Here is a 21,377-nt window from a genome sequence, read left to right as displayed (position 1 = left end):
AAATCTAGTAATCCTGAAATGCTATTTAGCGAGGAGAGTAAAGAATGGACTCGAATGATTTTTTAGAGATGTTTATCGAAGAATCAAAAGAACATTTACAGGCAATGAACGAAGAGTTATTAAATCTAGAATCAGAGCCTGATAACACGGCAATTGTGAATGAAATCTTTCGTTCAGCCCATACCCTTAAAGGGATGGCAGGTGCTATGGGCTTTGAAGACATGGCATCGCTTACACATGAAATGGAAAATGTATTAGACCTTGTTCGTAATTCCAAACTGCGGATTACGGTGGAAATAATGGACGTAATTTTTAAGTGCGTGGATCACTTGGAAAAAATGGTCACCAATATCGAGCAAGGAGGAGACGGAAAAGAAGACGTTTCTGAAACGGTTAAACAATTGACGATGATTAAAGATCCATCATTCAATATCCAAGAAGAATCTTTTGCTGGGGCTCAAGAAGTTGCTGCTACGGCTGAACTTGTGATGGATGAGTATCAAATGTCTGTCATCAATGAAGCATGGAAAACGGGTAATAAAGTCTATCAAATTCAAGTCACACTCGATCATAACTGTATGATGAAAGGCGTAAGAGCCTATATGGTTTTTCAAGCAGCTGAAGAATACGGGGAAATCATCCAAACAAATCCATCTGTAGAGAAAATAGAGGAGGACGAGTTTGGTGACTCTTTTACCCTATTATTATTATCCGAGAGCGAACTAAGAGTGATTCAAACTGAAATTTCTAATATTTCAGAAGTTAAAGAAGTCATCATAACCGAAAGTTTGACTCAAAAATTAGAAGAAGTTGAATCTGTTAATGCCTCCGAAATCGAAAAACAAGAGCAAACGAGCACGATACAAACCAAAGCTGCCCAAGACCATGGAAAAAAGAAACATCGCTCAAAATCGATTCGTGTCGATATCGAAAAATTAGATCACTTGATGAACCTTTTCAGCGAATTGATAATTGACCGCGGCAGATTGGAACAAATCTCCCGAAAGTCAGACTTGGCTGAACTGACTGAGACAGTGGAGCATATGACCCGTATATCAACTGACTTACAAGGACTTATTTTGAATATGCGAATGGTACCGGTAGAGCAAGTATTTAGCCGATTCCCGCGGATGGTAAGGGACCTCGCGAAAGACCTAAATAAAAAGGTTCAATTAGTGGTAGAAGGAGCTGAAACAGAATTAGATCGAACCGTAATCGATGAAATTGGCGATCCGTTAGTTCACCTCCTTCGTAATGCTTTAGATCACGGATTGGAATCCACAGAGGAGAGAATCAGCAGCAAGAAGAGCGAAGAAGGCATAATCTTATTGAAAGCCTATCATAGCGGAAACCAAGTTTTTATCGAGGTAAAAGATGATGGGAAGGGCATTAATCGCGAGAAGGTATTGAAAAAAGCGATTGAGCGATCTGTTGTCACAGTGGAGGAAGCTAAATCCCTAACCGATTCACAGGTATACGCTTTGATATTCTCTTCCGGATTCAGTACCGCCGATAAAATTTCGGATATATCCGGACGGGGTGTAGGCTTAGATGTGGTGAAAACCAAAATTGAATCCTTGGGCGGAGTGATCAGCATTGATTCAACACCTGGCCAAGGTTCAATGTTCCGTATTCAGCTGCCGTTAACCTTATCGATTATTTTTTCGATGCTCGTGAAAGTGGCAGAAGAGACCTATGCAATCCCATTTAATTCAATTGTAGAAATTACCTCTATTTCACCGGAGGATGTAGCTACCCTTCATGGACAAAGAGTGATTCAATTCCGGAAACAAGTGGTTCCATTAGTCTATTTGAATGAGGTCTTCCAAGTGCCTATTGTGGATGAGGGCACTGATCGCCAATTTTATATTGTTATTGTCCGCAAAGGAGATAAGACGGTAGGGTTAGTGGTAGACTCAGTTTTAGGACAACAAGAGGTAGTATTGAAATCTTTAGGCGGATTTTTAACCAACTTATATGCGATTTCTGGTGCAACCATTCTTGGTAACGGAGAAGTGGCATTAATTATTGATTCAAACCAGTTCATTAATTAGAAAGGGCAGGGTTTCCCAATGGAAATAAAAAAAATTGTCGCTTTTAAAATTGGAGAAGAGGAATATGGGCTCGATATTGATTATGTTCAGTCCATCGAAAAAGTGAATCATATTACAAGGGTTCCTAATGCACCCATTTATGTAAAAGGTGTCATCAACCTTCGTGGAAATGTCACTCCAATTATCGATCTTCGCTGTAAATTAGATCTAGGACAGGCAGCGTTCACGGAAGACACTCGGATTATTGTGACAAAAATAGAGGATATTGAGTTAGGGTTAATTGTCGATAAAACGAGCGATGTCATTGATGTGTCACCAGAAGTGATTGATGACCCGTCCACCTGTGGATTTGCCTCCGAGTATTTCGCGGGAATTGCCAATATTGAGGGACGTCTAATTATTCTTTTAAAATTAGCCGAATTGATGGAGATTACAACGGCCGCTTAATCATTTTCGTGGAAGTTTATACGTAAGAAAGAAGGAATCGAAATGGAGCATCATGATGTAAAATCACTTATTTTTAAGGTGGGACATGAGGAGTACGGGGTCCATATAAGTCAAGTTATTTCGATTGAACAAATGCAGGCGATTACCCCATACCCGAACCGGCCGCCGCATGTTTTAGGGGTAACGACCATCCGAAATGTTGTAACACCTGTGGTAGATTTACGCTCAGCTTTAATGGGGAAAACCCTTTCGACTGATGACGCAAGGCTTGTGGTGGTTCAAGTAAGCAATAAAGCAATCGGGCTTGTAGTGGATGCGGCAACAGATGTTTTAGATATTGCTCCTGATACCATTCAGCATCCTACTTTAATGGAATCTCAAAATGTCTCGTATTTAAAGGGAGTATCCATGCAGGGCGAACGTTTAATCATTCTTTTGGATATTGAAAAATTACTTGAAGATACATCGAATTTAGATGAATTGAAGGAAATCAAAGATTCCTCGCAGCTTCAAATGGCCTAGACATTCATTGGCTAAATTGTTTTAAGGGCTTTAATCGTAATAGATTAAGGCTCTTTTGATTTTTTCTGCCAGTTTTAATGAAACTTTCAAAAAATTAGGGTATAATTTTGATAGATTTTGATATTTTTTTGAGGTGGTGGATCCATTGAAAATACAAGACCAGATTCGAATCAATATGGGAGATTCCCGTTTTCCCACAACGGAAAGGAATTCCACTAACTCTGCTTCGTTTCAAAAAATAATGAGCACCTATTCGAAAGGGCTCACAAAGGATTACCTAAATCAATTATTGGAAGATGTTGATCAACAAGGACAAAAGTTGAGCGAAAATCCAACTTTTCATGAATTACGTAAATACAAGGATTTAGTGAAACAGTTTATGGGTGAAGTGACGAAGAATGGGGTCGGCTTGTATCAGACAGAAAGCTGGGACCCTTACAGCGGAAACAAAACGTTGAAAACGGTTCAGGTGCTTGATCGCAAGTTAATGGAACTATCCGACCATGTCCTAAACCAACAAAATGAAGGGCTGTCCATCTTGGAACGGATTGGCGAGATTAAAGGGTTATTAATTAACTTATATACATAGTCTCATTGTACTTTTCTGAAACAACAACCATAGAATTGCAGAAAGGAAGGGAACAGTGCAAACGTTTTTTATAGTCATACTTTTAGCCCTGATTTTTTTGGGTGTTATTTTCTTAATTGCCCGAAGTTTAATTGGAGAAGAATCTCGAACAAAAAAGGATCATTATCAAGAAATCCTTGAGAAATTAGGAAAGTTAAAGCGCGATACGGCTGAATTGGAATTAACAGTAGAGTGTTTTTCACTCGCAATCAAGCGGGAATTCAACAAGTGGCAAGCGGAAAAACAGGCATTAGCAGCAGCTGTTCAATCAGTTGAGAAATCTCCGAACGAACAACAACTATTCCTAAATGAACGATACAAAGAAATTTTTGATTTGTATGCACAAGGGCTGTCTGCCGAACAAATTGCAAGGAAACTTGACAAAGGTTACGGAGAGGTATCCTTTATCCTACAGCTCGCAAGCCAAGAACAGAAAGGGGATTAACGATGTTAAGAGGATTGTATACTGCGGCATCAGGCATGTTTTCCTTAGAGCGGAGACAGGAAACATTAGCCAATAATTTGGCCAATGCGCAAACACCAGGGTTTAAAAAGGATGATACGGTTCTCCGTGCCTTTCCAAATCTATTAATCCAGCGAATAAATGATTTTAATGAAATGGCCAAAGTATCAGGACCCGGAGCACCGCCAATTCCTGGCTATCCTGTTCCGATCGGGGACTTGTATAACGGGGTATACGCCCAGGAACGCATTCCCAGTTTCACTCAAGGCGCTCTAGTAGATACCAATAATCCATTAGACATTGCCATTGAGGATCAAGAGATTCCTGCTCAAAATGTAAAGGGCCGGCAGGTAAAACCGAATGCGTTTTTCGCGGTGCAACTTCCGAATGGGACTGTTGGCTATACAAGAGATGGTAAGTTTGACCTAGATGCCAATGGCAATCTAGTAACTGCAGACGGATATCGCGTAATCGGCGTTGATAATAAACCTGTCCAAATAAACGGCAGCATCAGTAAAGAGGATTTGCGAATCAGTCCAGACGGGCAGATCATTGCTTACTCGAATGAACCTTCAAAAACAAGGAACATCGGGAGGATTGGCATTGCTGTCGCACAAAATCCATTGGACCTTCGCCGTTTAGGGGACAATGTTTACCAATCAGCTAACCCATTGCCCTTAATTCAAGGAAACGGCACGAATCCTGGTGTTTCCCTGCACCAAGGCTCCATTGAACAGTCCAATGTTGACCTTGGCCAAACGATGACAGATATGATGTCAACAGTAAGAGGATATGAAGCAAATCAAAAAATACTGGGTGTTTACGATCAATCACTAGAAAAACTGTATACAGTAGGAAGGCTCGACGGCTAATACATAGGAACAGGGGAATAGAAAATTGAACACATCATTATATATTTCATCCAGCGCACTGCAAGCCTACCAGCAAAAAATTGACACTTCTGCAAACAATATTGCCAATGTGAACACGACTGGCTTTAAACGAAGAGATCAAAGCTTTTCAGAGCTTTTAGCCTCACAAATCAACAATCAATTTGATACGACACAGGAAGTGGGCCGGCAAACCCCATATGGAATACGAGAGGGTTATGGCAATCGGGCGGGAATCACTCAGCTTAATACAGAACAGGGACAGGGAATCGAAACAAAAAATCCGTTTGATTTGATGATTCAAGGTAAGGGGTTTTTTCAAGTAAGCTACCCCTCTAAAACTGCCGGAGGTCAAAGCGAGATTCTATATACACGCGACGGAAATTTTCACCTAAGCCCAAATTCAAATAAGCAAGGAAGCTATTATTTAGTTAGTGCAAATGGGGGGTTCCTTTTAGATCAGAATGAGACCCCTATTGAACTAAATAATCAAAATGAAGTGAACATTGATTCAAACGGGCGAATTCAGTTGAAAAATAAAAATGGCCAAGGCGGCGTTGTGAATTCACCACAACGAGTAGGTATTGTCGATATTCAAAACCCACATGTTTTAAAAAATATGGGGGATAATCAATTTTCGATTGATACAACCGTCCTACCGAATGGGGCCAATGCCGCGAATTATGCAAGAACGATGAATCAGGGTGAAACACAAATTCAATCTGGTTCTTTAGAAGGCTCTAACGTCGATTTGACGACAGAAATGACGGACTTAATGACCTCACAGAGAAGCTTCCAAATGAATGCAAGAGCGGTTTCCTATGCAGATCAAATGATGGGAATTGCCAATAATATATTAAAGTAAGATGGATAAATATAAAGTGGGTCGCTTCCGGAGCAAATAAATGCGATGGAATTGCGGCCTATTCTATTAGGTTTCTAAACCTATCTTTTATTCTACCGATATAGGTAATATCCGCAAATGATCGAGAGGAGTGAAAAGTCATGACGTCAGTTAACTTGACTACACATGTATCCGGATTAGCCTCCGGGATGGATACGGAAAAAATTGTTAGTGACATGATGAAGGTGAACCGAATCCCTTTAGATAAACTAAACCAAGCGAAAACGATTAACAGCTGGAAAACAGATGCCTATCGCGAGATTAATACCAAAATAGCCAGCTTTCGCGATGCTATGCAGGATTTGAGATTAGAAGGGACTTTTTCGAACTCGCAAAAAGTGACTTCGAGTGATCCAAGTATTGATGTATCGATGAATGGTACCTCGACATTAATGAATTTTACAATTTCAAATGCAACATTATATGAACCTTCAATACCTGCATCTGTAAGTTTTGGTGCTAATATGGGTAAAGGGTCAGATGCTATTAATAAAGGGAATGCATCAATTGCATTCACATTAAATGGGAAGAATTTCAATACAACCATTGACAATAATACAACTTATAATCAAGTGATTGATCAAATTAATTCCTTTTGTAAAGATAACAAACTTAACGTTATTGCTAATAATGTTGGTGGTTCTTTGGTCTTTACAAATACTATCGGGGGAGTAAATCCTATAAAGATAACAGGAACGAGTCAAAATGCGCTAGATATATTTAATATACAAGATGGACAAACTGATACTGGGTTCCCTCTTGGTATTAATTATTATAATGGGAATGATGCAAGAGATGGATCTGTAACCATTAATAATACTGTAATAAAGATTACCAGTAACACCTTTACATATGATGGTGTACGAATTAACTTAAAACAAAATATTGCGAGCAATGTTTCAATCAATGTTACTGCAGATACGGATAAAGTGTTTGATAAAATTAAAACATTTGTTGATCAATACAATAATTTAATCAAAGATTTAAATGATAAAATTTCCGAGACAAAAAACAGGGATTATCCGCCATTAACAGACGACCAAAAGAAAGATATGAAGGATGCCGATATAACTCTTTGGGAAAATAAGGCCAAGAGTGGTCTTTTAGCAAATGATCCGACCATCCGTCAATTCCTTACTCAGGTTCGTACAAGTATGAGTGAGGCAATACAGGGAACAGGGATTAATGCATCTTTTAACACACTGCAAGATATCGGAATTACGACAAGTTCGAATTACAAAGATAACGGAAAATTAACGTTAGATGAGACGAAGCTTAAAGCGGCTTTAACCAGCAATTTGAGTGATGTTCAAAAACTGTTTGCCACTAAGTTCGATACAGGAAATGCTTCCGATACGACTGTTACCAGCTCGGAAAAGTACAAAAACAGCGGGTTTGGTGTAAGGATTTATGATCGAATTGCTGATACGTTGTCACAATTAAAAGTAATCGCTGGGGCACCAGGTACGGTATCTATTAATAGTAATTTGGCTAAAGAGGTTACCTCTCTTAACGATCGAATCGCTAAAACTCAAGACCGCTTAAGCACTCAAGAGCAAAGTCTATGGGCAAAATTTAATGCAATGGAAAGTGCATTGCAAAAATTGAATTCTCAGAGCTCTTGGTTGACCCAACAGTTGGGGCAATAACTTTTAAAATAAAATGTTAAAAACAATAAACCGCAATCATTTTTGATCAATGATTTCGGTTTATTGTTTTTTTGATGAATTTATAAATGCAAACACTAAACCAATTTTGATTTCCTCCGATAAAAGAGAATGTAAAGGAGGTGTTGATGAGATAACCTACCAGGATATCAAAAATTTTATTTGAAAATACTAAACTAATTTTTTGAACATCCGATAAAAAATATACCAAGCTAATAAACCCGGTTGGAGGATGGTAACTTGTTGATTGTAGGCAGAGAAATTGGACAATCCGTTATTATTGGCGAAACCATAAAGGTTACTATTCAACAATTTGGTCCAAAACTTCGATTAGCGGTTGAAGCACCAAAGCACATTTGTGTTTCACAAATTAAGCAAAATCGTAGAGTCAAATTAAAAAAAGGGGTAAAAATGCTTGGTGACACAGTGCTAATTGCTGATTTAATCAAAGTAACTCTTCTTCAAACAGAATCAGGATTACTAAGATTTGCAATTGATGCACCAAAAGAAATTGGTATCTTCCGAGAAGAATTATTCAAAAGTGAGTTCTTATCGGAGAATCAGAAGGTAGGAAATCTTTAAATCCTTTTTCAAAATTTATTTTTTTGATAATAACCCAAGCGGGTTTATTATAAATCATTTTTAAAGGGAAAAATCCCAATAAAAGCATATATAAGGGAGGAAAATTAAATGCAAATTAATCACAATATTGCAGCACTTAACACGTATCGTCAGTTGAATAGTGCTTCAAATGCACAATCAAAATCTATGGAAAAATTATCTTCAGGTCTTCGTATCAACCGTGCAGGAGATGATGCTGCGGGTCTAGCAATCTCTGAAAAAATGCGCGGACAGATTCGTGGATTGGATCAAGCATCTCGTAACTCTCAAGATGGTATTTCCATGATTCAAACTGCTGAGGGTGCATTAAACGAAACTCACGATATTCTTCAACGTATGCGTGAATTAGCAACTCAATCTGCCAGTGATACGAATACAGACCAAGATCGCAAAAATATCCAATCTGAAATGACTGGATTAACAACTGAAATTGACAGAATTGGTAATGCGACTCAATTTAATACTAAGAACCTACTTGATGGTTCTATGGGTCAAGCAGTAAATGCTTCTACTAATAATATAAATACTAATACTGCATTGGCTGCTGCTACGGCAACTGGCAATCTTTTAACAGCATTGAAAGACTCCAATGGTAATAGCCTTGGTATTCAAGCTGGTGACAGCATTAGTATATCTTATGTAATGAATGGTACTACAGTAAATAATACTTATAGTGTTCAAGCTACTGACAAGATTGATGACATCGTAAAAAAAGATACTGATGCTGATGGTAAACAAGATGCTGCAGATGCTAACCTTGGAGCAATTGCATTTGGTGGTGCTGCGGGTATTTCTACTACAGCTGCTGCTGCTGGTACTACAGCTGCTATTAACGGACTTACTGTTACAGTTAAAGATTCTCAAGGTAATGTTCGTACAGCAGCTACTAATGCTTTATCATCATTCCAAGAAACTACTCAAGCTGATAACAAACGCACTGATGGTAGTGCTACATTGCAAATTGGTGCAAACACGAACCAAAACGTTAACCTGTCTATCAATGATATGCGTGCATCAGCACTTGGTGTAAGTGGCCTTCAAGTTACTACTCAGACTCAAGCTAACACAGCTATGAAAGTTATTGATACTGCAATTCAAAAAGTATCTTCTGAGCGTGGTAAATTAGGTGCGCTACAAAACCGTTTAGAACATACTATCAACAACTTAGGAACATCTTCTGAGAACTTAACAGCTGCTGAGTCTCGTATCCGCGACGTTGACATGGCGAAAGAAATGATGAACCAAACTAAGAACTCAATTCTTTCTCAAGCTGCTCAAGCTATGTTGGCTCAAGCTAACCAACAGCCACAAGGTGTACTTCAATTATTACGTTAATAAAGTTGATTTTCAAAAAGGGGATTGGGAGTTATCCAATCCTTTTTTTTACATAATTAATCATGTTTTTTATTGTATCTTGGGATTTTATTTTAGTTACTTCAGCAAAAAAGAGGAGAGAAAACTAAAGTGGAGAAAAAAAGAAATACGCTTGTTCCACAGTATATGCATGAGTTTTCATGTATCGGTCCTGCATGTGAGGATTCCTGTTGTGTGGGTTGGCGAGTAGGAATAGATAAGAGTACATATAAGAAGTATAAAAAGTCAAATGATAAAGAATTGAAACAGTTGTTCGAAGAAAATGTAAAGAGAAATAGATTAGATCCATCTGATACACGATATGCAACATTAAAAATGGATAATAAAAATAGGTGCAGCTTTTTATCTGAGGAGAATTTGTGTAAGATCCAATTAAATTTAGGGGAAAACATGCTATCAAATACATGTGCAGTTTATCCTCGTAGATTTAATAGAGTTAATGGTGTTTTTGAAAAATCACTAACCATGTCATGTCCGGAAGCAGCTAGATTAGCATTATTAAATCCAAATGGAATTGAATTTGACCAAATAGAGGAATCCCCAAACACTCACGGTTTTATTACTTACGATGTAGATACAAATAACCCACAGTTAATTAATAAACCGGCAAAATACTTTTGGGAACTTCGCACTTTTACAATCCAGGTTCTTCAAGAAAGAACATACTCTCTGGATGAGCGTCTAATATTATTAGGTTTATTTTATCAAAATACAGAAAAAAAGGTTAAGGTTGGAAAAGTAGATGCTATTCCAATTATAATTTCAGAATATAGAAATATGATAAAAAATGGAGAAGCTAAAGGAAGTTTGTCTACAATACCTACACAATTAGCGATTCAAATGAAGGTATGCAAAGAGTTGCTTGATTATAGAGTTGAGCAAGGGATTAGTAGTCAGAGATATGTACGATGTTTATTAGAAACCTTACAGGGTATTAATTATACCAATGAATCAAATGTAAAGGAAGTTACGGACAGATATAAGGAAGTATATGAAGAGTATTACAAGCCTTTTATGGCTGACAAAGAATATATTCTTGAAAATTACTTAGTAAATTATGTTTTTAGAAATCTTTTCCCTTTAAAGCAAAAAAATTTGTTTGAAGATTTTGTAATGCTGATAGTACATTACTCAATGATTAAACTTCATCTAATCGGAATGTCAGGATATCATAAAGGACTTACAACAGATTTAATTATTTCACTAATTCAATCATTTTCTAAAGTAATCGAACACAGTCATATTTACTTAAAGAGAGTCTTTGATATTCTTAAAGAAAATGGATTTACTACAATGGCTTACATGGCTATTTTAATAAAGAATTAGGGTTAAACTTAAACTTTATTTTTTCCTATTTTGTTTTCAATCAATATCTATTAATTCTCGGGGTTGTCCCCCACTCTGCTAAAGTATGCTGCTGTAAAGTGTTAAAGTAGGGAAAAAATGTCTCCAGGCACCACCTCAAATTTTGTCGAATAAATTAATAGGATTTAGGGTGAAGATTTAGTAGTTTAAATGAACAAAGACATAGTAGTAAAGAAAGCGGGACCTACAACTAATAGAAGTTCTGTAACTTCTGCACAACTTCTTGATTAATTTTATACATATAAGAAGTCCTAGTTTGCCTAGGGCCTATTTTCTTATGCAGAGAAAAGGGGGATATTAAATTTGCAATGTGTCATTTTGTCATTTTAAGGTAGAATAGCACTTAAAATTTTTGATTTTCTTTCAAATTCTCGGGGTTAGTCCCCCACTCTGCTTTTTATTACCTAGAGTATTGCTGAATTTATTTATATCTATCTATCTTTCTTCAGATGAGTAAACCTTTACATTTTTAAAATGTGAACGAAAGAAGTTAAATTTCCCCAGGTGTTGCAATGGTTTGTTCACAGACATTTTTATAGGAGTATAATAAAATTGAAATATAATGAAAAAAAGGGAGGAGCAGATACTTGGAATTAGTTAGACAATATTTAAAAGAAAAGGATTGCATAATTTTAACTGACAGAAGAGCATATTGCAAGGAATTGTTAGAAAATTATTATGTTAAAAGTTTTAATGACAATAATTTTAGTAGTATAGATTTAGAACAGATGGAAACACTGTTTGAGATTATTTGTAAAGAACTAAATGATGTTTCACATAATAATAGAAAAAACATTAATCCTGTATCAAGGTTAGACGACCTGATAAATACTTTGGAAATTAAATTAAAAATTAATAAAAAGTAAAAATTGTTGGTAGGCAAGTAAATAGTTAGAGATAAGAAGTATGTGATAGAAATTGAAATCAGGACGGTTAAAAATGAAAGAGGTACTTGGGCAATCACCGATCAGCAGCCAAGCTCCTGTCTTGAAAGAGTGGATAAGGTTCAACGACTAGGATATACCATCTAAGGCGAAAGATATGATGATGAAATCCATAGGTGAAACAACAATGGTCATCAGCATTGTGAAACCGAAGTGCCCGGCCCTACTAGAATGCTAGAGGGTGAAGATATAGTCTAGTCATTTATGAAAGTAAATGTTCGCACGATGGCGAAAGAAATGATGAACCAAACTAAGAACTCTATTCTTTCTTAAGCAGCACAAGCAATGTTGGCTCAATCTAATCAGATGCCTCAAGGCGTGTTACAACTCTTGAGATAATGATTTCAGGGCGTCTAGCTCGGTAACGGGCTAGAGGATAACTGGGTGAATTGCTGGAACTTCCTAAAGCTTCATCAACCACAACGCAACTTGAAACGGTCAACGTGATGGTGTGAAAATGATGAAGATGAAACAATGGATAATCAGCAGCCAAGCTCCTGTGAGGAAATTCTGGATAAGGTTCAACGACTAGAGTATACGGTCTATGGCGAAAGCTATGGCTATGAATCTCGTAGGCAGTAAAAGCTGTTCGAAGTGCCCAGCTCCATGAAAAACATGGATGAAGATATAGTCTATTCTGTGACTGAAAGGCAAAGTGGCAAAGCAAGCCAACCAACAACCACAGGGAGTTCTACAACTTCTTCGTTAATTTTAGATTTTTGGAAGGGACTCTAGGTTTGCTAGGGTCTCTTTTGATTAGGATAAATATGAGAAACTGCCAACACCTCTTGATATTACAATAAAGTTAGCTTACAATTTTTTCAACATTATATAATATAATTTTTAGGCAAGGAGATTTTTTATGAATCATGGAACAAATGATGAGATGATCTACCATTTTACATCTCTTTCAACAGCCATAGAGCATATATTGTACAATGGTACATTACGACTTAGTCCATTTACTGGTACAAATGATCCAAAAGAAAATAAGGATTGGATTCCAACGCTAGCTTTGACAGGTGATATTCGGCATTTGCAAATAGAGGAAATTAAATCAATATTTAATGAAAAAAAGGCAGGAGCAAGTTTAATTTGTTTTTCAGAAGACAGAGTTCCACCACCATTGTCTTCTTTAGGTATGAATGCTCATATGGCTCCCTTTAGGGATAAATATTATAAAGGGTATTATCGTCCAAGAATGTGGGCACAATATGCCGACAATCATAAAGGATTTTGTTTAGGATTTAATAAAGAAAGATTAATAAGGGAAGCTAGAAGACTCTTTGAACCATCAGGAAGAATAATAGAAGGATCAGTAAGTTATAGTGAGTATAATTCTGAACAATACTCAGCATTTACTTTAGATTTAAAAGCATTTCAATTAGATAGAGAGAAATACATACAGCAACACCAAGAAAAGTATTTAAAATACTTATTTTTTGAAAAGGCAATTGATTGGAAAGACGAATCTGAATTTAGAGTACTATATTTACCGAACGTCCCCAAAGAACAAAAAAGTCCCCATTACATTGACATTGAAGGTTGTATTGAGACTATTATAGTTGGTTATGAATTTCCTGAAGTTTACATTCCATCACTACTTAGTCTAAAGAAATATAAATATCCAAATGCTAAGCTAAATCAACTTAAATACCATAATGGTCAACCTGTATTGACCTCTTTATTAAGGAATAATGGATTCCCCGACGTTAAAGCTACCGCTTTACTTTGAGAATTCTCGGAATTCTCGGGGTCAGTCCACTAGCCTTGCATAAAAGTGATTAAATTAATTCTCGGGGTCAGTCCCCCGCTCTGCAAATATTTTAAAAAAGGGGGTCCATTAAAACCTTGAGGTAATATCAAAAATGAGTAGTAATTAAAAATTCAATCATTCAAAAGGTGTGGGATTTCCCTTCATAATGTTTAAATTGTTATCTATAATTAAACATATAAATGAAAGAGGTGGAAATAAATATGTCTGACTTATCTGATTTTTTAAGGAAGAAAAAAGCGGAATATGAGCAAGAACAAGTGGATTGGAATAAGGTAAAAATAGAATGGCTTAAACAATTAAAAGAGTTTACGGAAAATATAAAAAGTTGGCTTGAGCAATCTCAAAAAGAGGGACTTATTAAAATTGTTGAAAAAGAAATTGAAATCAAGGAAGAACATATTGGAAATTATAAAGCACCATCATTAGAATTAATCATCGGCACCGAGAGCATTAAAATAACTCCTGTAGGCCGTCTAATTATTGGTGCAAAAGGAAGAGTGGATATTAGTTCATTTATAAACAGATTTATTGTTCTTCAACATTCGGAAAAAGGATGGATTTATAGAAATGAGGGGAAAAAAGGAAATTTTCAAGCATTTTCGGAAGAAAGTTTTACAAAATTGTTAGAGGAACTTGTGTGATGAAAACAGAGCTAGATAAAATTATGGAATGGTAAATTAAGAAGTGCATATAAATCACAAGATAATTGAAAAAATCTTTTTTATCCAAACAGCTGGAAGATTTAAAACCAAGATACCGATATGGCAAAGGAAATAATGAATCTGGCAAAAGAACAAATATTGTTGTTACAAACATAGTTGGCCGTGGCCTCGCATATGAAACTTTTTCAAGAATCCGTATTAGAATTGTTAAAATAGATCTTGAAACTACCTATTAAGGGGTTTTTATATATTTTAAAAAGAAGGATAACTCTATGGAAAATACAGACCAAATCTTAAAATACATGCAAAAATCCTACTCCTATATGAAGAACAAACAAATACATATTTCAATTCTAGATATTTTTAACAAAACTTACAGCGAAAATTACATAAGCGACTTTTTAGCGTATATATTAAATCCGCAGCTAAATGGGATTGGTTTTGAACCATTGAAAAAGCTTATGGAAGCTGCTGGAGGAGAGTGGAGTCCAGATTATGAATCCTCACCAGAAGAAATCACAATAACTCGTGAGTTTTCTTTTTATGATGGAAGACGGATAGATTTACTTATAAAGGTCGCAGATTCTTTAATTATTGGCATTGAACATAAAGTTTTCTCACATGAGCATGGAGAGCAAACGCGGGATTATGCGGAAAAAATAAAAAATCTTTATCCATCCCACCAACATGTATTTATTTTTTTAACCCCGGACAAACGAGAGGCCATAGCAAAAGATGAATTTCAAGCAATTGGGTATGGTGAATTAATTGTTCTCTTAAAAGATGTTTCATTTGATGTTTTAAAAGATATTAAAAAATCGGTATTTTACCAGGATTTTATTGCTCATTTGGAGGAAAAGTTTATGAAAAAGGATTCTTTGATTCTATCAGATAAAGCCAAATTATATCTTGAACATGCAAAAATGATCGAAGATTTACGGAATCATTTTGATAAGGATTATGAAATGATCCTCAAGTCGATTTTGGAGAGGTTGAAAAATCTTCTAGAGAAAAATGCACCGGGTGAGTGGATCATTAATACGAGCCTAGACCGAGGTTATCATCAGCTGAGTAAAAAGGAATGGAAGGATAAGGGGCTGGACATCCATTTTGAACTTTCTCTTTCTAAAAAAAAATTAGTTTTAGCAAAACCAGTTGAGTTCATGATTGATATTGAAGGTCCTGGAAAAACACAGGCAAGAAAAGCCTTCATTGACCAATTGGAAAAAAATCATGCGAGCGGAATTAAGAGTATCATCGAACAATATCAATTGAAAAAATCTCCAAGATCCCGGACCTATGTTTCGAAAGAATACGATTTAATAAGTATTGAGAAGGTTGAAAATCATGATCTTCTTCAAATAGAATTAGAAGGAATAATCGAAGAATTTAATGGTTTTATTCCACTTATAGATATAGAACTTAACAGATTTTAAGTAGTTATAAGTGTCACGGGGAGAGGAGGTTAATAATGAATACATCGTTGTGTCCGCGCTGCGGGTCTGAGTTATTGGAGGATGCCTGGGAGAGTTTGCGGGAAACGGAAGATGGCGGGTTCATTATGGATGCCTATCCTGCTTATGTATGCAAGAAAAAGTGCGGTTATATGAAACAGATTGATACCATTCCGACTATCATCGCTCAGCAGGGAGATGACCGGCTTTTATTGCTATACCCGGATGACCAAGGCAGGATATTAGATATCCACAGTTCGGTTATATTTCCTCCTATGCACCTTGAGTCGCTGCTTGGACGGGGGTATTGGGAGGATTATCAAGGAAATCATGATGTCGAACAATTACTAGATACTGTAAGTGATAGCCGGGCTTATGATCTTGAAACGCCAAATCTATTCCAATTTGAAACAAGTACACCAGAGGAAGCTTTTTTATCCTGGCTTTTGTCATGGAGCAGCCAACTCTATCGTTCAGTGGACCGGCGATTATATGAAGCAGCAGCTGATTTATAGCTATACTTTTCAATTTACATAATATACCTGTTCCTATGGTTGAAACGATTGATTTTAAAAATCCATCGAAAGGAATTCGAGTGGTCGTAAACCATTCCTATGTCATTTTTATTTCAACTACCATTTCCGATGCAAATCAATTTAGCAATTATCCGAGCCCAATACTATTACTATTCTATTACGGGAATGAAAAAGATGATTGCACTTTAGAACAGACCGGATTTATACCTTTTCATCCAATGATGTTGAAGGAAGTCTTAAAAAGAGGAATAGACAATGGCATAAAAAATCCAATTTTCATTGATTTTTATGACCACTTAAGGCGAAAGGAGGTATCATAAATGGATATCCCATTAATGTCAATGTTAATGAGCCAAGGACAACTGCAGCAGCAGGTCTTTGTGTGTGTGATGCGAATGACAATCGGAAATGTTGAACAGCAGGGAGAAGCAATTCAAAATTTGATCGGTTCAACCAATGCAGCTCAAATCCAACACGCTGCCCAGCCTCATTTAGGCGGCAATATTGATTTGAAATTATAACCATATTAGAAGAAAATCCCTATATTTGAAAATGTAAATGGATATTCGATAAATCTTTCACATCAGTAAAAGAAGTGTCAGAACAGACGAATAAAATGAAATTGGAGAGGTGAATATCGTTATGGAAAACTACCAATCAAGGTTCTTGAAGATGGCTACTGCGTCCGTTATTGGTATATCCATATTCGCAGCCATTGTTGTTGTACCTGTTAAAAATCATCCTAATTATGTATATGCAAAAACAACTTATACATATAAAGTATTAAATGGTAAGCTTGTCGATGCTAAAAGAAAAAAAATAATCAAAGGATATGCAGTGTACAGCAAAAAATTGTACTACAATGGTATCTTGAAAAAGGGATATGCAGTATACAGCAATAAATTGTACAACAATGGCAGCTTGAAAAAGGGGTATACGGTGTACAGCAATAAATTGTACAACAATGGTATTTTGAAAAAAGGATATGCAGTATACAGTAAAAAATTGTACTACAATGGCAGCTTGAAAAAGGGATATACGGTATATAAAAATAAACTGTATTACAATGGCAGTTTGAAATCAGGATACGAAACGTATAACTCAATATTGTATAGTAACGGTATATTATTCACTGGTACCTATAAGTCTGTATACTACAAATCAGGAGTTAAATTTACGGGTAGGATAGGTGATAAAAAATACAAAAATGGAGTCATTGTGGAAACGGCTAATTCGAAAATCCGATCCATTTCTAACCAGTCAGGTAGTATCTTCACCAATATTACAGTCACCACAAGCGCAGATGTATACAAAGTAAAGCTGGGTTCAGAGGAAATGCATTACATAGGGAATTATACATTTACATATGGACTCGCTAACGTTAAAACCGGAACGATTCTTTCCGTTTACGCTTACGATGAAAATAACAAACTATTGCAAACAATGAAATATACAGTTGATTAAAAAATGCCCATTCTATAATTGAGGAAAAGTTTGCAACCAAAAAGGAGAGTCTCTCACTTAAAAAATGAGAGCTCTCCTTTCTTATTTTATTATAAGGTTATTTAATGGATTTCCGATCCAATGAATCTGGTAAAATGAAATTTTTACACGTGTTTTTCAATGGATTTTCCTTTTTTGGTAAGCTACGTTTTATATAAAAATAATAAAAATAGACCATAAGCAGCCCCAACTTGTTATAAGCACATTGGGGTTTGCTTCATGGTCCAGCTTTCTAATTATTTTTTTCCAATTTTTAAATCATTTGTAGAATAATATTTAAAAATATTGCTTACTAGTGATTTATCTGTAATAAACCTGTATAAAGAATAGGAACCGGCAAGGGATGTCTTCGGAACTTCATTATACGTTATAGAGCTACCAGGAATTTTAGCATAAATATCCTGCTGTAATGGATCGGAGCTGCTATTACCGTATACCGATACGATTAAATCACTATTTTTTTCAAGGTTTGAAAATACAAATTTGAAATTTCCTGCCCCGTTCTGCTCTTTCGTAACTTCTCCATTTTTCCCTTTGATGGTTACTTTCATTTTTTTAACATCGGAAGTTGTAGTTGCTTCAATGGTCGTTATACTACTGCTGCCAGGAAAGTCAACTGTGTTGACGGTGATGGTATTGACCTTTTTCTCTGGTACAATCACTCGAATATTATTTATTCCATTGTCTTCTATATATTTAGCGAAATCATCATTCAGCAGGTTACTAAATGATTGGTCTGCTTTAACGACTGGAACATTAATCTTCATTTGTTCCGCAGAAATATCGTAGTTATAATTCTCTAAAACTGATTTAGGAATCGTTACATCTATTTTTTGATCTCGAATGATTGAGTAATTTGATAGCGCAGGTATGGCTAAAAATAATGTTTTTTTATCACTACTAATTGTTACTTGAGTAGTTGAAGATTGAAACGCGCTGCTAACAAGTGTCCATTCTTTTATTTGATCTGTCGTTGAAAAGCCTTTTATCAGTGTTGAAAGTTTACTTTTATTCGTCTTTAGAGTGGGGTCCCAGTTAGCCCCTGTTAATGTTATCGAAATTGTAGCACCATTTTGAATGTCTGATTCCGATAATGAAGTCGGATTAAGCTGTGCTGTTGCTACTTGTCCGATTGTGATCGATTTGTCGGCTGGAATGCCTCTATTTGCATTAATAATTAGACTTTGAGCTATTGTCAACGAAATTGTTTCACTAGATACAGATTGGTAATTTGGCACCGGCGGCAGAGTAAACGTTACTGTATCTTTGGTTGCTTTTATTTTGGTTAGATCGCTTAGTATTGCCGTTTTTAAAATGCCCCAATTTGTTCCGGTGCTGGAAAAACAGTTAATAAAATTAGTTTTAAAATTTGGGTCGGTATAATTATTGAAAGTTGCGTTATTCAATTTAACGGTAATGGTTTTGCCACCTTTTTGAATATCAGCAGGGGCTAATGTTATACCAGTTACTGATAAATTGGCTGTCACTGCAAGTATTTTAAATGCAGATTTGACTTTAATATCAGTACTTGATGTATTTACTAATTGATTTGGAATTAAAATATCAACTGTGGCATCCTTTGTTATGTTTAAATTTTTTGGATCTAATGTAAGAGTGACTGCAGTATCACTCGTTCGATTAATTTGGCTATAACTTAATGTATTACCTTGATCATCAGAAATAGTGATTTTATTAGAATTCGTTTCGACATTTTTCACCCATGTGTCATTTTTCAATGTAATCGTTATCGTTTTGCCGCCTGATGCGATATCGAATTGATTCGTGTTTGTCATTCCGGTTACTGTTGCTGTTTGATTTCCTATAGGCTTGATAGTAACAGCATTATTGATTATTGCTTTACTAAATGTACCTTGGACAGTTGAAATATAAGTACTGATTGTTGTTGGGTTAAAATCAATTGACATATCTTTGGGAATTTTAAAACCATCAATCGGCGGAAGTGTTATCGTCACAACCTGATTGTTCGTTCTTACGACTTGGGCTTGTGCGTTTAGCTTTGGAGTTGGGTCAGAAAAATTTGGATCAGAATTAATCCATTTAAAACCGCTTAACAATTTTTCACGTTTAATAGTATTTGTCGCAATATCGTTTGCCCAAGTTGCATTAACTAATGTAACAATAAGTGTCTTGCCGCCTTTGCTAATATCTGATTGAGAAACAGTTGGTGTAGCTGTCCCTGAAATTAGCACTTTAGGTGTGGCATTGACCGTAAATGTTTTTTTTCCTAAATTTACATTATCCGATAAAACTTGATAAGGAACCGTTAGAGAAATCGATTGATCTTTGGTGAGATAATATCCCGCAACCATTGGAATAGTAATAGTTAATTTTTTCTTGGAACTATCAATAACAACCTTGGTAGGATTATTTTTTAATGTATTTTTTATCTTATCCCACTGGTCTGCCTGATCAGCTGCGACGAGTGCATCGATTAATGCATTCTTTTTATCAACAGTTGCTAAGTCCCAGGTGACGGTACTAGCAGGGTTAAGCTCGATTATTAGTTTACTTGCTGAACCAGATGTAATTGTTTGTTCCGTCATGGATGTTGTTACTGAAAGTGTTGGAGTATCTGTTGTATCGATTGAAAATCCAAGAGCTCCGGTTTCATCAAGAATTCCTATATCCCCACCTACGGAATCAATATTATATGTTCCAGAAAGCTTATCTGTTGTTTCATTTGGTTGAAAAGTAATATTCCCTTGAGTAATTTTACTATCCGGAATGGCCGGGAGTGTCAATCTCAATGTTTTATTTTCATTTTCAAACGACACATAATTATTAGGGTCTACTAACTTAAGATATTGGGCAACGTACCATCGATCTGTACCACAATAAAACTGATCTAAAATTTGATTTAAGCCGCCTAATTGTGTAATTTTAGTTTGGTCCCAAGTCGCGTTTACTAAATTAAAATCTATTGTTTTGCCACCCTTTATAAGATCTCCTTTTGTAGTATTATTCATAATACTACCGCCCATTGTAATTTTGGGTTGCGCATAAATTGTAAAGGACACAGGTGCAACTGTACCTTCCCAATTTTCAATCAACGCAGCAGAAAGATTCATAGAGACGGTTTGGTTGTTGGTAATGTTATAGGCAGCATCATTTTTCAATTTAATTGTCAGTGTTTTGTTGTCACTGCTTACGCTAGCTAATACATTGCCAGTTTTATATGTATTCCAATCACTATTATCAATATCTGCTTCCATACTATTAATGACCAATTGATCTTTTCTTTCTGAAGCAAAATCATGTGCCCAGTCGAGGTTATTATCTAATGTAAGATTCAATTGAATAGTATCAGACCCATTAATGCTTTTTTCTGTAACAATCGAATTACTTCCATTGACCTGCGTTACAGGATTAATCCTTATCTCGCCTGCAGCTTTCGCCCCTGTGTATGGTATGAAAGTGTAAAACAAAAGCATAAACACAAAGAGTGCAGACATTGTCATACGCAGTCGACTTCGATCTTTGTTTTTTAATTTCATTTTTCTTCCCCTCTCAATTTTCTAGTTTCTTCTTATTTATATCGGACTATT

21 protein-coding genes and 1 pseudogene are annotated in these 21,377 nt (G+C 36.0%); 21 read left to right on the top strand and 1 reads right to left on the bottom strand.

Going from position 1 to position 21,377, the window contains the following annotated elements:
• Positions 1–44: 44 nt before the first annotated feature.
• The 21 genes and pseudogenes from J2Y67_RS17000 (at position 45) to J2Y67_RS16900 (ending at position 17,772) form a co-directional block, all read left to right on the top strand.
• Positions 45–2,054 carry a chemotaxis protein CheA gene (locus J2Y67_RS17000; RefSeq protein WP_310176020.1) on the top strand — a complete coding sequence of 670 codons (2,010 nt, stop codon included), beginning with the start codon at positions 45–47 and terminating at the stop codon, positions 2,052–2,054.
• Positions 2,055–2,072: 18 nt separating this feature from the next.
• Positions 2,073–2,501 carry a chemotaxis protein CheW gene (locus J2Y67_RS16995; protein WP_310176019.1) on the top strand — a complete coding sequence of 143 codons (429 nt, stop codon included), beginning with the start codon at positions 2,073–2,075 and terminating at the stop codon, positions 2,499–2,501.
• A 42-nt stretch (positions 2,502–2,543) separates the two neighbouring features.
• Entirely contained in the window at positions 2,544–3,023 is a 480-nt protein-coding gene (locus J2Y67_RS16990) for a chemotaxis protein CheW (protein WP_310176018.1), read from the top strand.
• 145 nt (positions 3,024–3,168) lie between these two features.
• The gene (locus J2Y67_RS16985; RefSeq protein ID WP_310176017.1) at positions 3,169–3,612 is read left to right on the top strand and encodes a YaaR family protein; all 444 of its coding nucleotides are present in this window, start codon (positions 3,169–3,171) and stop codon (positions 3,610–3,612) included.
• Between the two features lie 55 nt (positions 3,613–3,667).
• Positions 3,668–4,096, top strand: coding sequence for a DUF6115 domain-containing protein (locus J2Y67_RS16980; RefSeq protein WP_310176016.1), 429 nt, complete (start codon positions 3,668–3,670; stop codon positions 4,094–4,096).
• A 2-nt stretch (positions 4,097–4,098) separates the two neighbouring features.
• Positions 4,099–4,986, top strand: coding sequence for a flagellar hook-basal body protein (locus J2Y67_RS16975; RefSeq protein WP_310176015.1), 888 nt, complete (start codon positions 4,099–4,101; stop codon positions 4,984–4,986).
• Positions 4,987–5,011: 25 nt separating this feature from the next.
• Positions 5,012–5,869, top strand: a complete 858-nt coding sequence (locus J2Y67_RS16970) for a flagellar hook-basal body protein (RefSeq protein ID WP_310176013.1) — start codon at positions 5,012–5,014, stop codon at positions 5,867–5,869.
• Between the two features lie 140 nt (positions 5,870–6,009).
• Positions 6,010–7,557 carry a flagellar filament capping protein FliD gene (gene fliD, locus J2Y67_RS16965; protein WP_310176011.1) on the top strand — a complete coding sequence of 516 codons (1,548 nt, stop codon included), beginning with the start codon at positions 6,010–6,012 and terminating at the stop codon, positions 7,555–7,557.
• A gap of 258 nt (positions 7,558–7,815) precedes the next feature.
• Entirely contained in the window at positions 7,816–8,157 is a 342-nt protein-coding gene (locus J2Y67_RS16960) for a carbon storage regulator (RefSeq protein WP_310176010.1), read from the top strand.
• A gap of 108 nt (positions 8,158–8,265) precedes the next feature.
• The gene (locus J2Y67_RS16955) at positions 8,266–9,531 is read left to right on the top strand and encodes a flagellin N-terminal helical domain-containing protein (protein ID WP_310176009.1); all 1,266 of its coding nucleotides are present in this window, start codon (positions 8,266–8,268) and stop codon (positions 9,529–9,531) included.
• Between the two features lie 129 nt (positions 9,532–9,660).
• A complete protein-coding gene (gene fliB / locus J2Y67_RS16950; protein ID WP_310176008.1) occupies positions 9,661–10,896 on the top strand; it encodes a flagellin lysine-N-methylase in 1,236 nt (411 codons plus the stop codon).
• Between the two features lie 626 nt (positions 10,897–11,522).
• Positions 11,523–11,801: a hypothetical protein gene (locus tag J2Y67_RS16945; protein WP_310176007.1), complete on the top strand. Its 279-nt coding sequence runs from the start codon at positions 11,523–11,525 to the stop codon at positions 11,799–11,801.
• Positions 11,802–11,843: 42 nt separating this feature from the next.
• Positions 11,844–11,966: a hypothetical protein gene (locus J2Y67_RS16940; RefSeq protein ID WP_310176006.1), complete on the top strand. Its 123-nt coding sequence runs from the start codon at positions 11,844–11,846 to the stop codon at positions 11,964–11,966.
• A gap of 138 nt (positions 11,967–12,104) precedes the next feature.
• Positions 12,105–12,218: pseudogene (locus J2Y67_RS16935) on the top strand (flagellin); the annotation flags it as partial.
• A 523-nt stretch (positions 12,219–12,741) separates the two neighbouring features.
• Entirely contained in the window at positions 12,742–13,614 is an 873-nt protein-coding gene (locus J2Y67_RS16930; protein WP_310176005.1) for a DUF2971 domain-containing protein, read from the top strand.
• A 221-nt stretch (positions 13,615–13,835) separates the two neighbouring features.
• The gene (locus tag J2Y67_RS16925; RefSeq protein ID WP_310176004.1) at positions 13,836–14,297 is read left to right on the top strand and encodes a hypothetical protein; all 462 of its coding nucleotides are present in this window, start codon (positions 13,836–13,838) and stop codon (positions 14,295–14,297) included.
• Positions 14,298–14,590: 293 nt separating this feature from the next.
• Positions 14,591–15,754, top strand: coding sequence for a PDDEXK-like family protein (locus tag J2Y67_RS16920; RefSeq protein ID WP_310176003.1), 1,164 nt, complete (start codon positions 14,591–14,593; stop codon positions 15,752–15,754).
• A 35-nt stretch (positions 15,755–15,789) separates the two neighbouring features.
• Complete coding sequence (locus J2Y67_RS16915) at positions 15,790–16,287, top strand: hypothetical protein (RefSeq protein WP_310176002.1); 498 nt, start codon at positions 15,790–15,792, stop codon at positions 16,285–16,287.
• A 35-nt stretch (positions 16,288–16,322) separates the two neighbouring features.
• A complete protein-coding gene (locus J2Y67_RS16910) occupies positions 16,323–16,628 on the top strand; it encodes a hypothetical protein (protein WP_310176001.1) in 306 nt (101 codons plus the stop codon).
• Positions 16,629–16,829 (top strand): YjfB family protein, encoded by a 201-nt coding sequence (locus J2Y67_RS16905; RefSeq protein ID WP_310176000.1) that lies wholly within the window; start codon positions 16,629–16,631, stop codon positions 16,827–16,829.
• Positions 16,830–16,950: 121 nt separating this feature from the next.
• Positions 16,951–17,772: a hypothetical protein gene (locus J2Y67_RS16900; RefSeq protein ID WP_310175999.1), complete on the top strand. Its 822-nt coding sequence runs from the start codon at positions 16,951–16,953 to the stop codon at positions 17,770–17,772.
• Between the two features lie 275 nt (positions 17,773–18,047).
• On the opposite strand, the gene J2Y67_RS16895 is transcribed toward J2Y67_RS16900, so the two are convergent.
• Positions 18,048–21,326, bottom strand: coding sequence for a hypothetical protein (locus J2Y67_RS16895; protein ID WP_310175998.1), 3,279 nt, complete (start codon positions 21,324–21,326; stop codon positions 18,048–18,050).
• Positions 21,327–21,377 lie beyond the last annotated feature (51 nt).

This window comes from Neobacillus niacini (assembly GCF_031456445.1).
GTDB classification, from domain to species: Bacteria; Bacillota; Bacilli; order Bacillales; family Cytobacillaceae; genus Neobacillus; species Neobacillus niacini_I.
Note: the sequence above shows the minus strand (reverse complement) of the source record. Positions and strands in the feature narration are given on the sequence as shown.

Coding starts and splice junctions, on each gene's coding strand:
- J2Y67_RS17000 (WP_310176020.1), top strand. CDS start 45: ATGGACTCGAATGATTTTTTAGAGATGTTTATCGAAGAATCAAAAGAA.
- J2Y67_RS16995 (WP_310176019.1), top strand. CDS start 2,073: ATGGAAATAAAAAAAATTGTCGCTTTTAAAATTGGAGAAGAGGAATAT.
- J2Y67_RS16990 (WP_310176018.1), top strand. CDS start 2,544: ATGGAGCATCATGATGTAAAATCACTTATTTTTAAGGTGGGACATGAG.
- J2Y67_RS16975 (WP_310176015.1), top strand. CDS start 4,099: ATGTTAAGAGGATTGTATACTGCGGCATCAGGCATGTTTTCCTTAGAG.
- fliD (WP_310176011.1), top strand. CDS start 6,010: ATGACGTCAGTTAACTTGACTACACATGTATCCGGATTAGCCTCCGGG.
- J2Y67_RS16955 (WP_310176009.1), top strand. CDS start 8,266: ATGCAAATTAATCACAATATTGCAGCACTTAACACGTATCGTCAGTTG.
- J2Y67_RS16930 (WP_310176005.1), top strand. CDS start 12,742: ATGAATCATGGAACAAATGATGAGATGATCTACCATTTTACATCTCTT.
- J2Y67_RS16925 (WP_310176004.1), top strand. CDS start 13,836: ATGAAAGAGGTGGAAATAAATATGTCTGACTTATCTGATTTTTTAAGG.
- J2Y67_RS16920 (WP_310176003.1), top strand. CDS start 14,591: ATGGAAAATACAGACCAAATCTTAAAATACATGCAAAAATCCTACTCC.
- J2Y67_RS16915 (WP_310176002.1), top strand. CDS start 15,790: ATGAATACATCGTTGTGTCCGCGCTGCGGGTCTGAGTTATTGGAGGAT.
- J2Y67_RS16910 (WP_310176001.1), top strand. CDS start 16,323: ATGGTTGAAACGATTGATTTTAAAAATCCATCGAAAGGAATTCGAGTG.
- J2Y67_RS16905 (WP_310176000.1), top strand. CDS start 16,629: ATGGATATCCCATTAATGTCAATGTTAATGAGCCAAGGACAACTGCAG.
- J2Y67_RS16900 (WP_310175999.1), top strand. CDS start 16,951: ATGGAAAACTACCAATCAAGGTTCTTGAAGATGGCTACTGCGTCCGTT.
- J2Y67_RS16895 (WP_310175998.1), bottom strand. CDS start 21,326: ATGAAATTAAAAAACAAAGATCGAAGTCGACTGCGTATGACAATGTCT.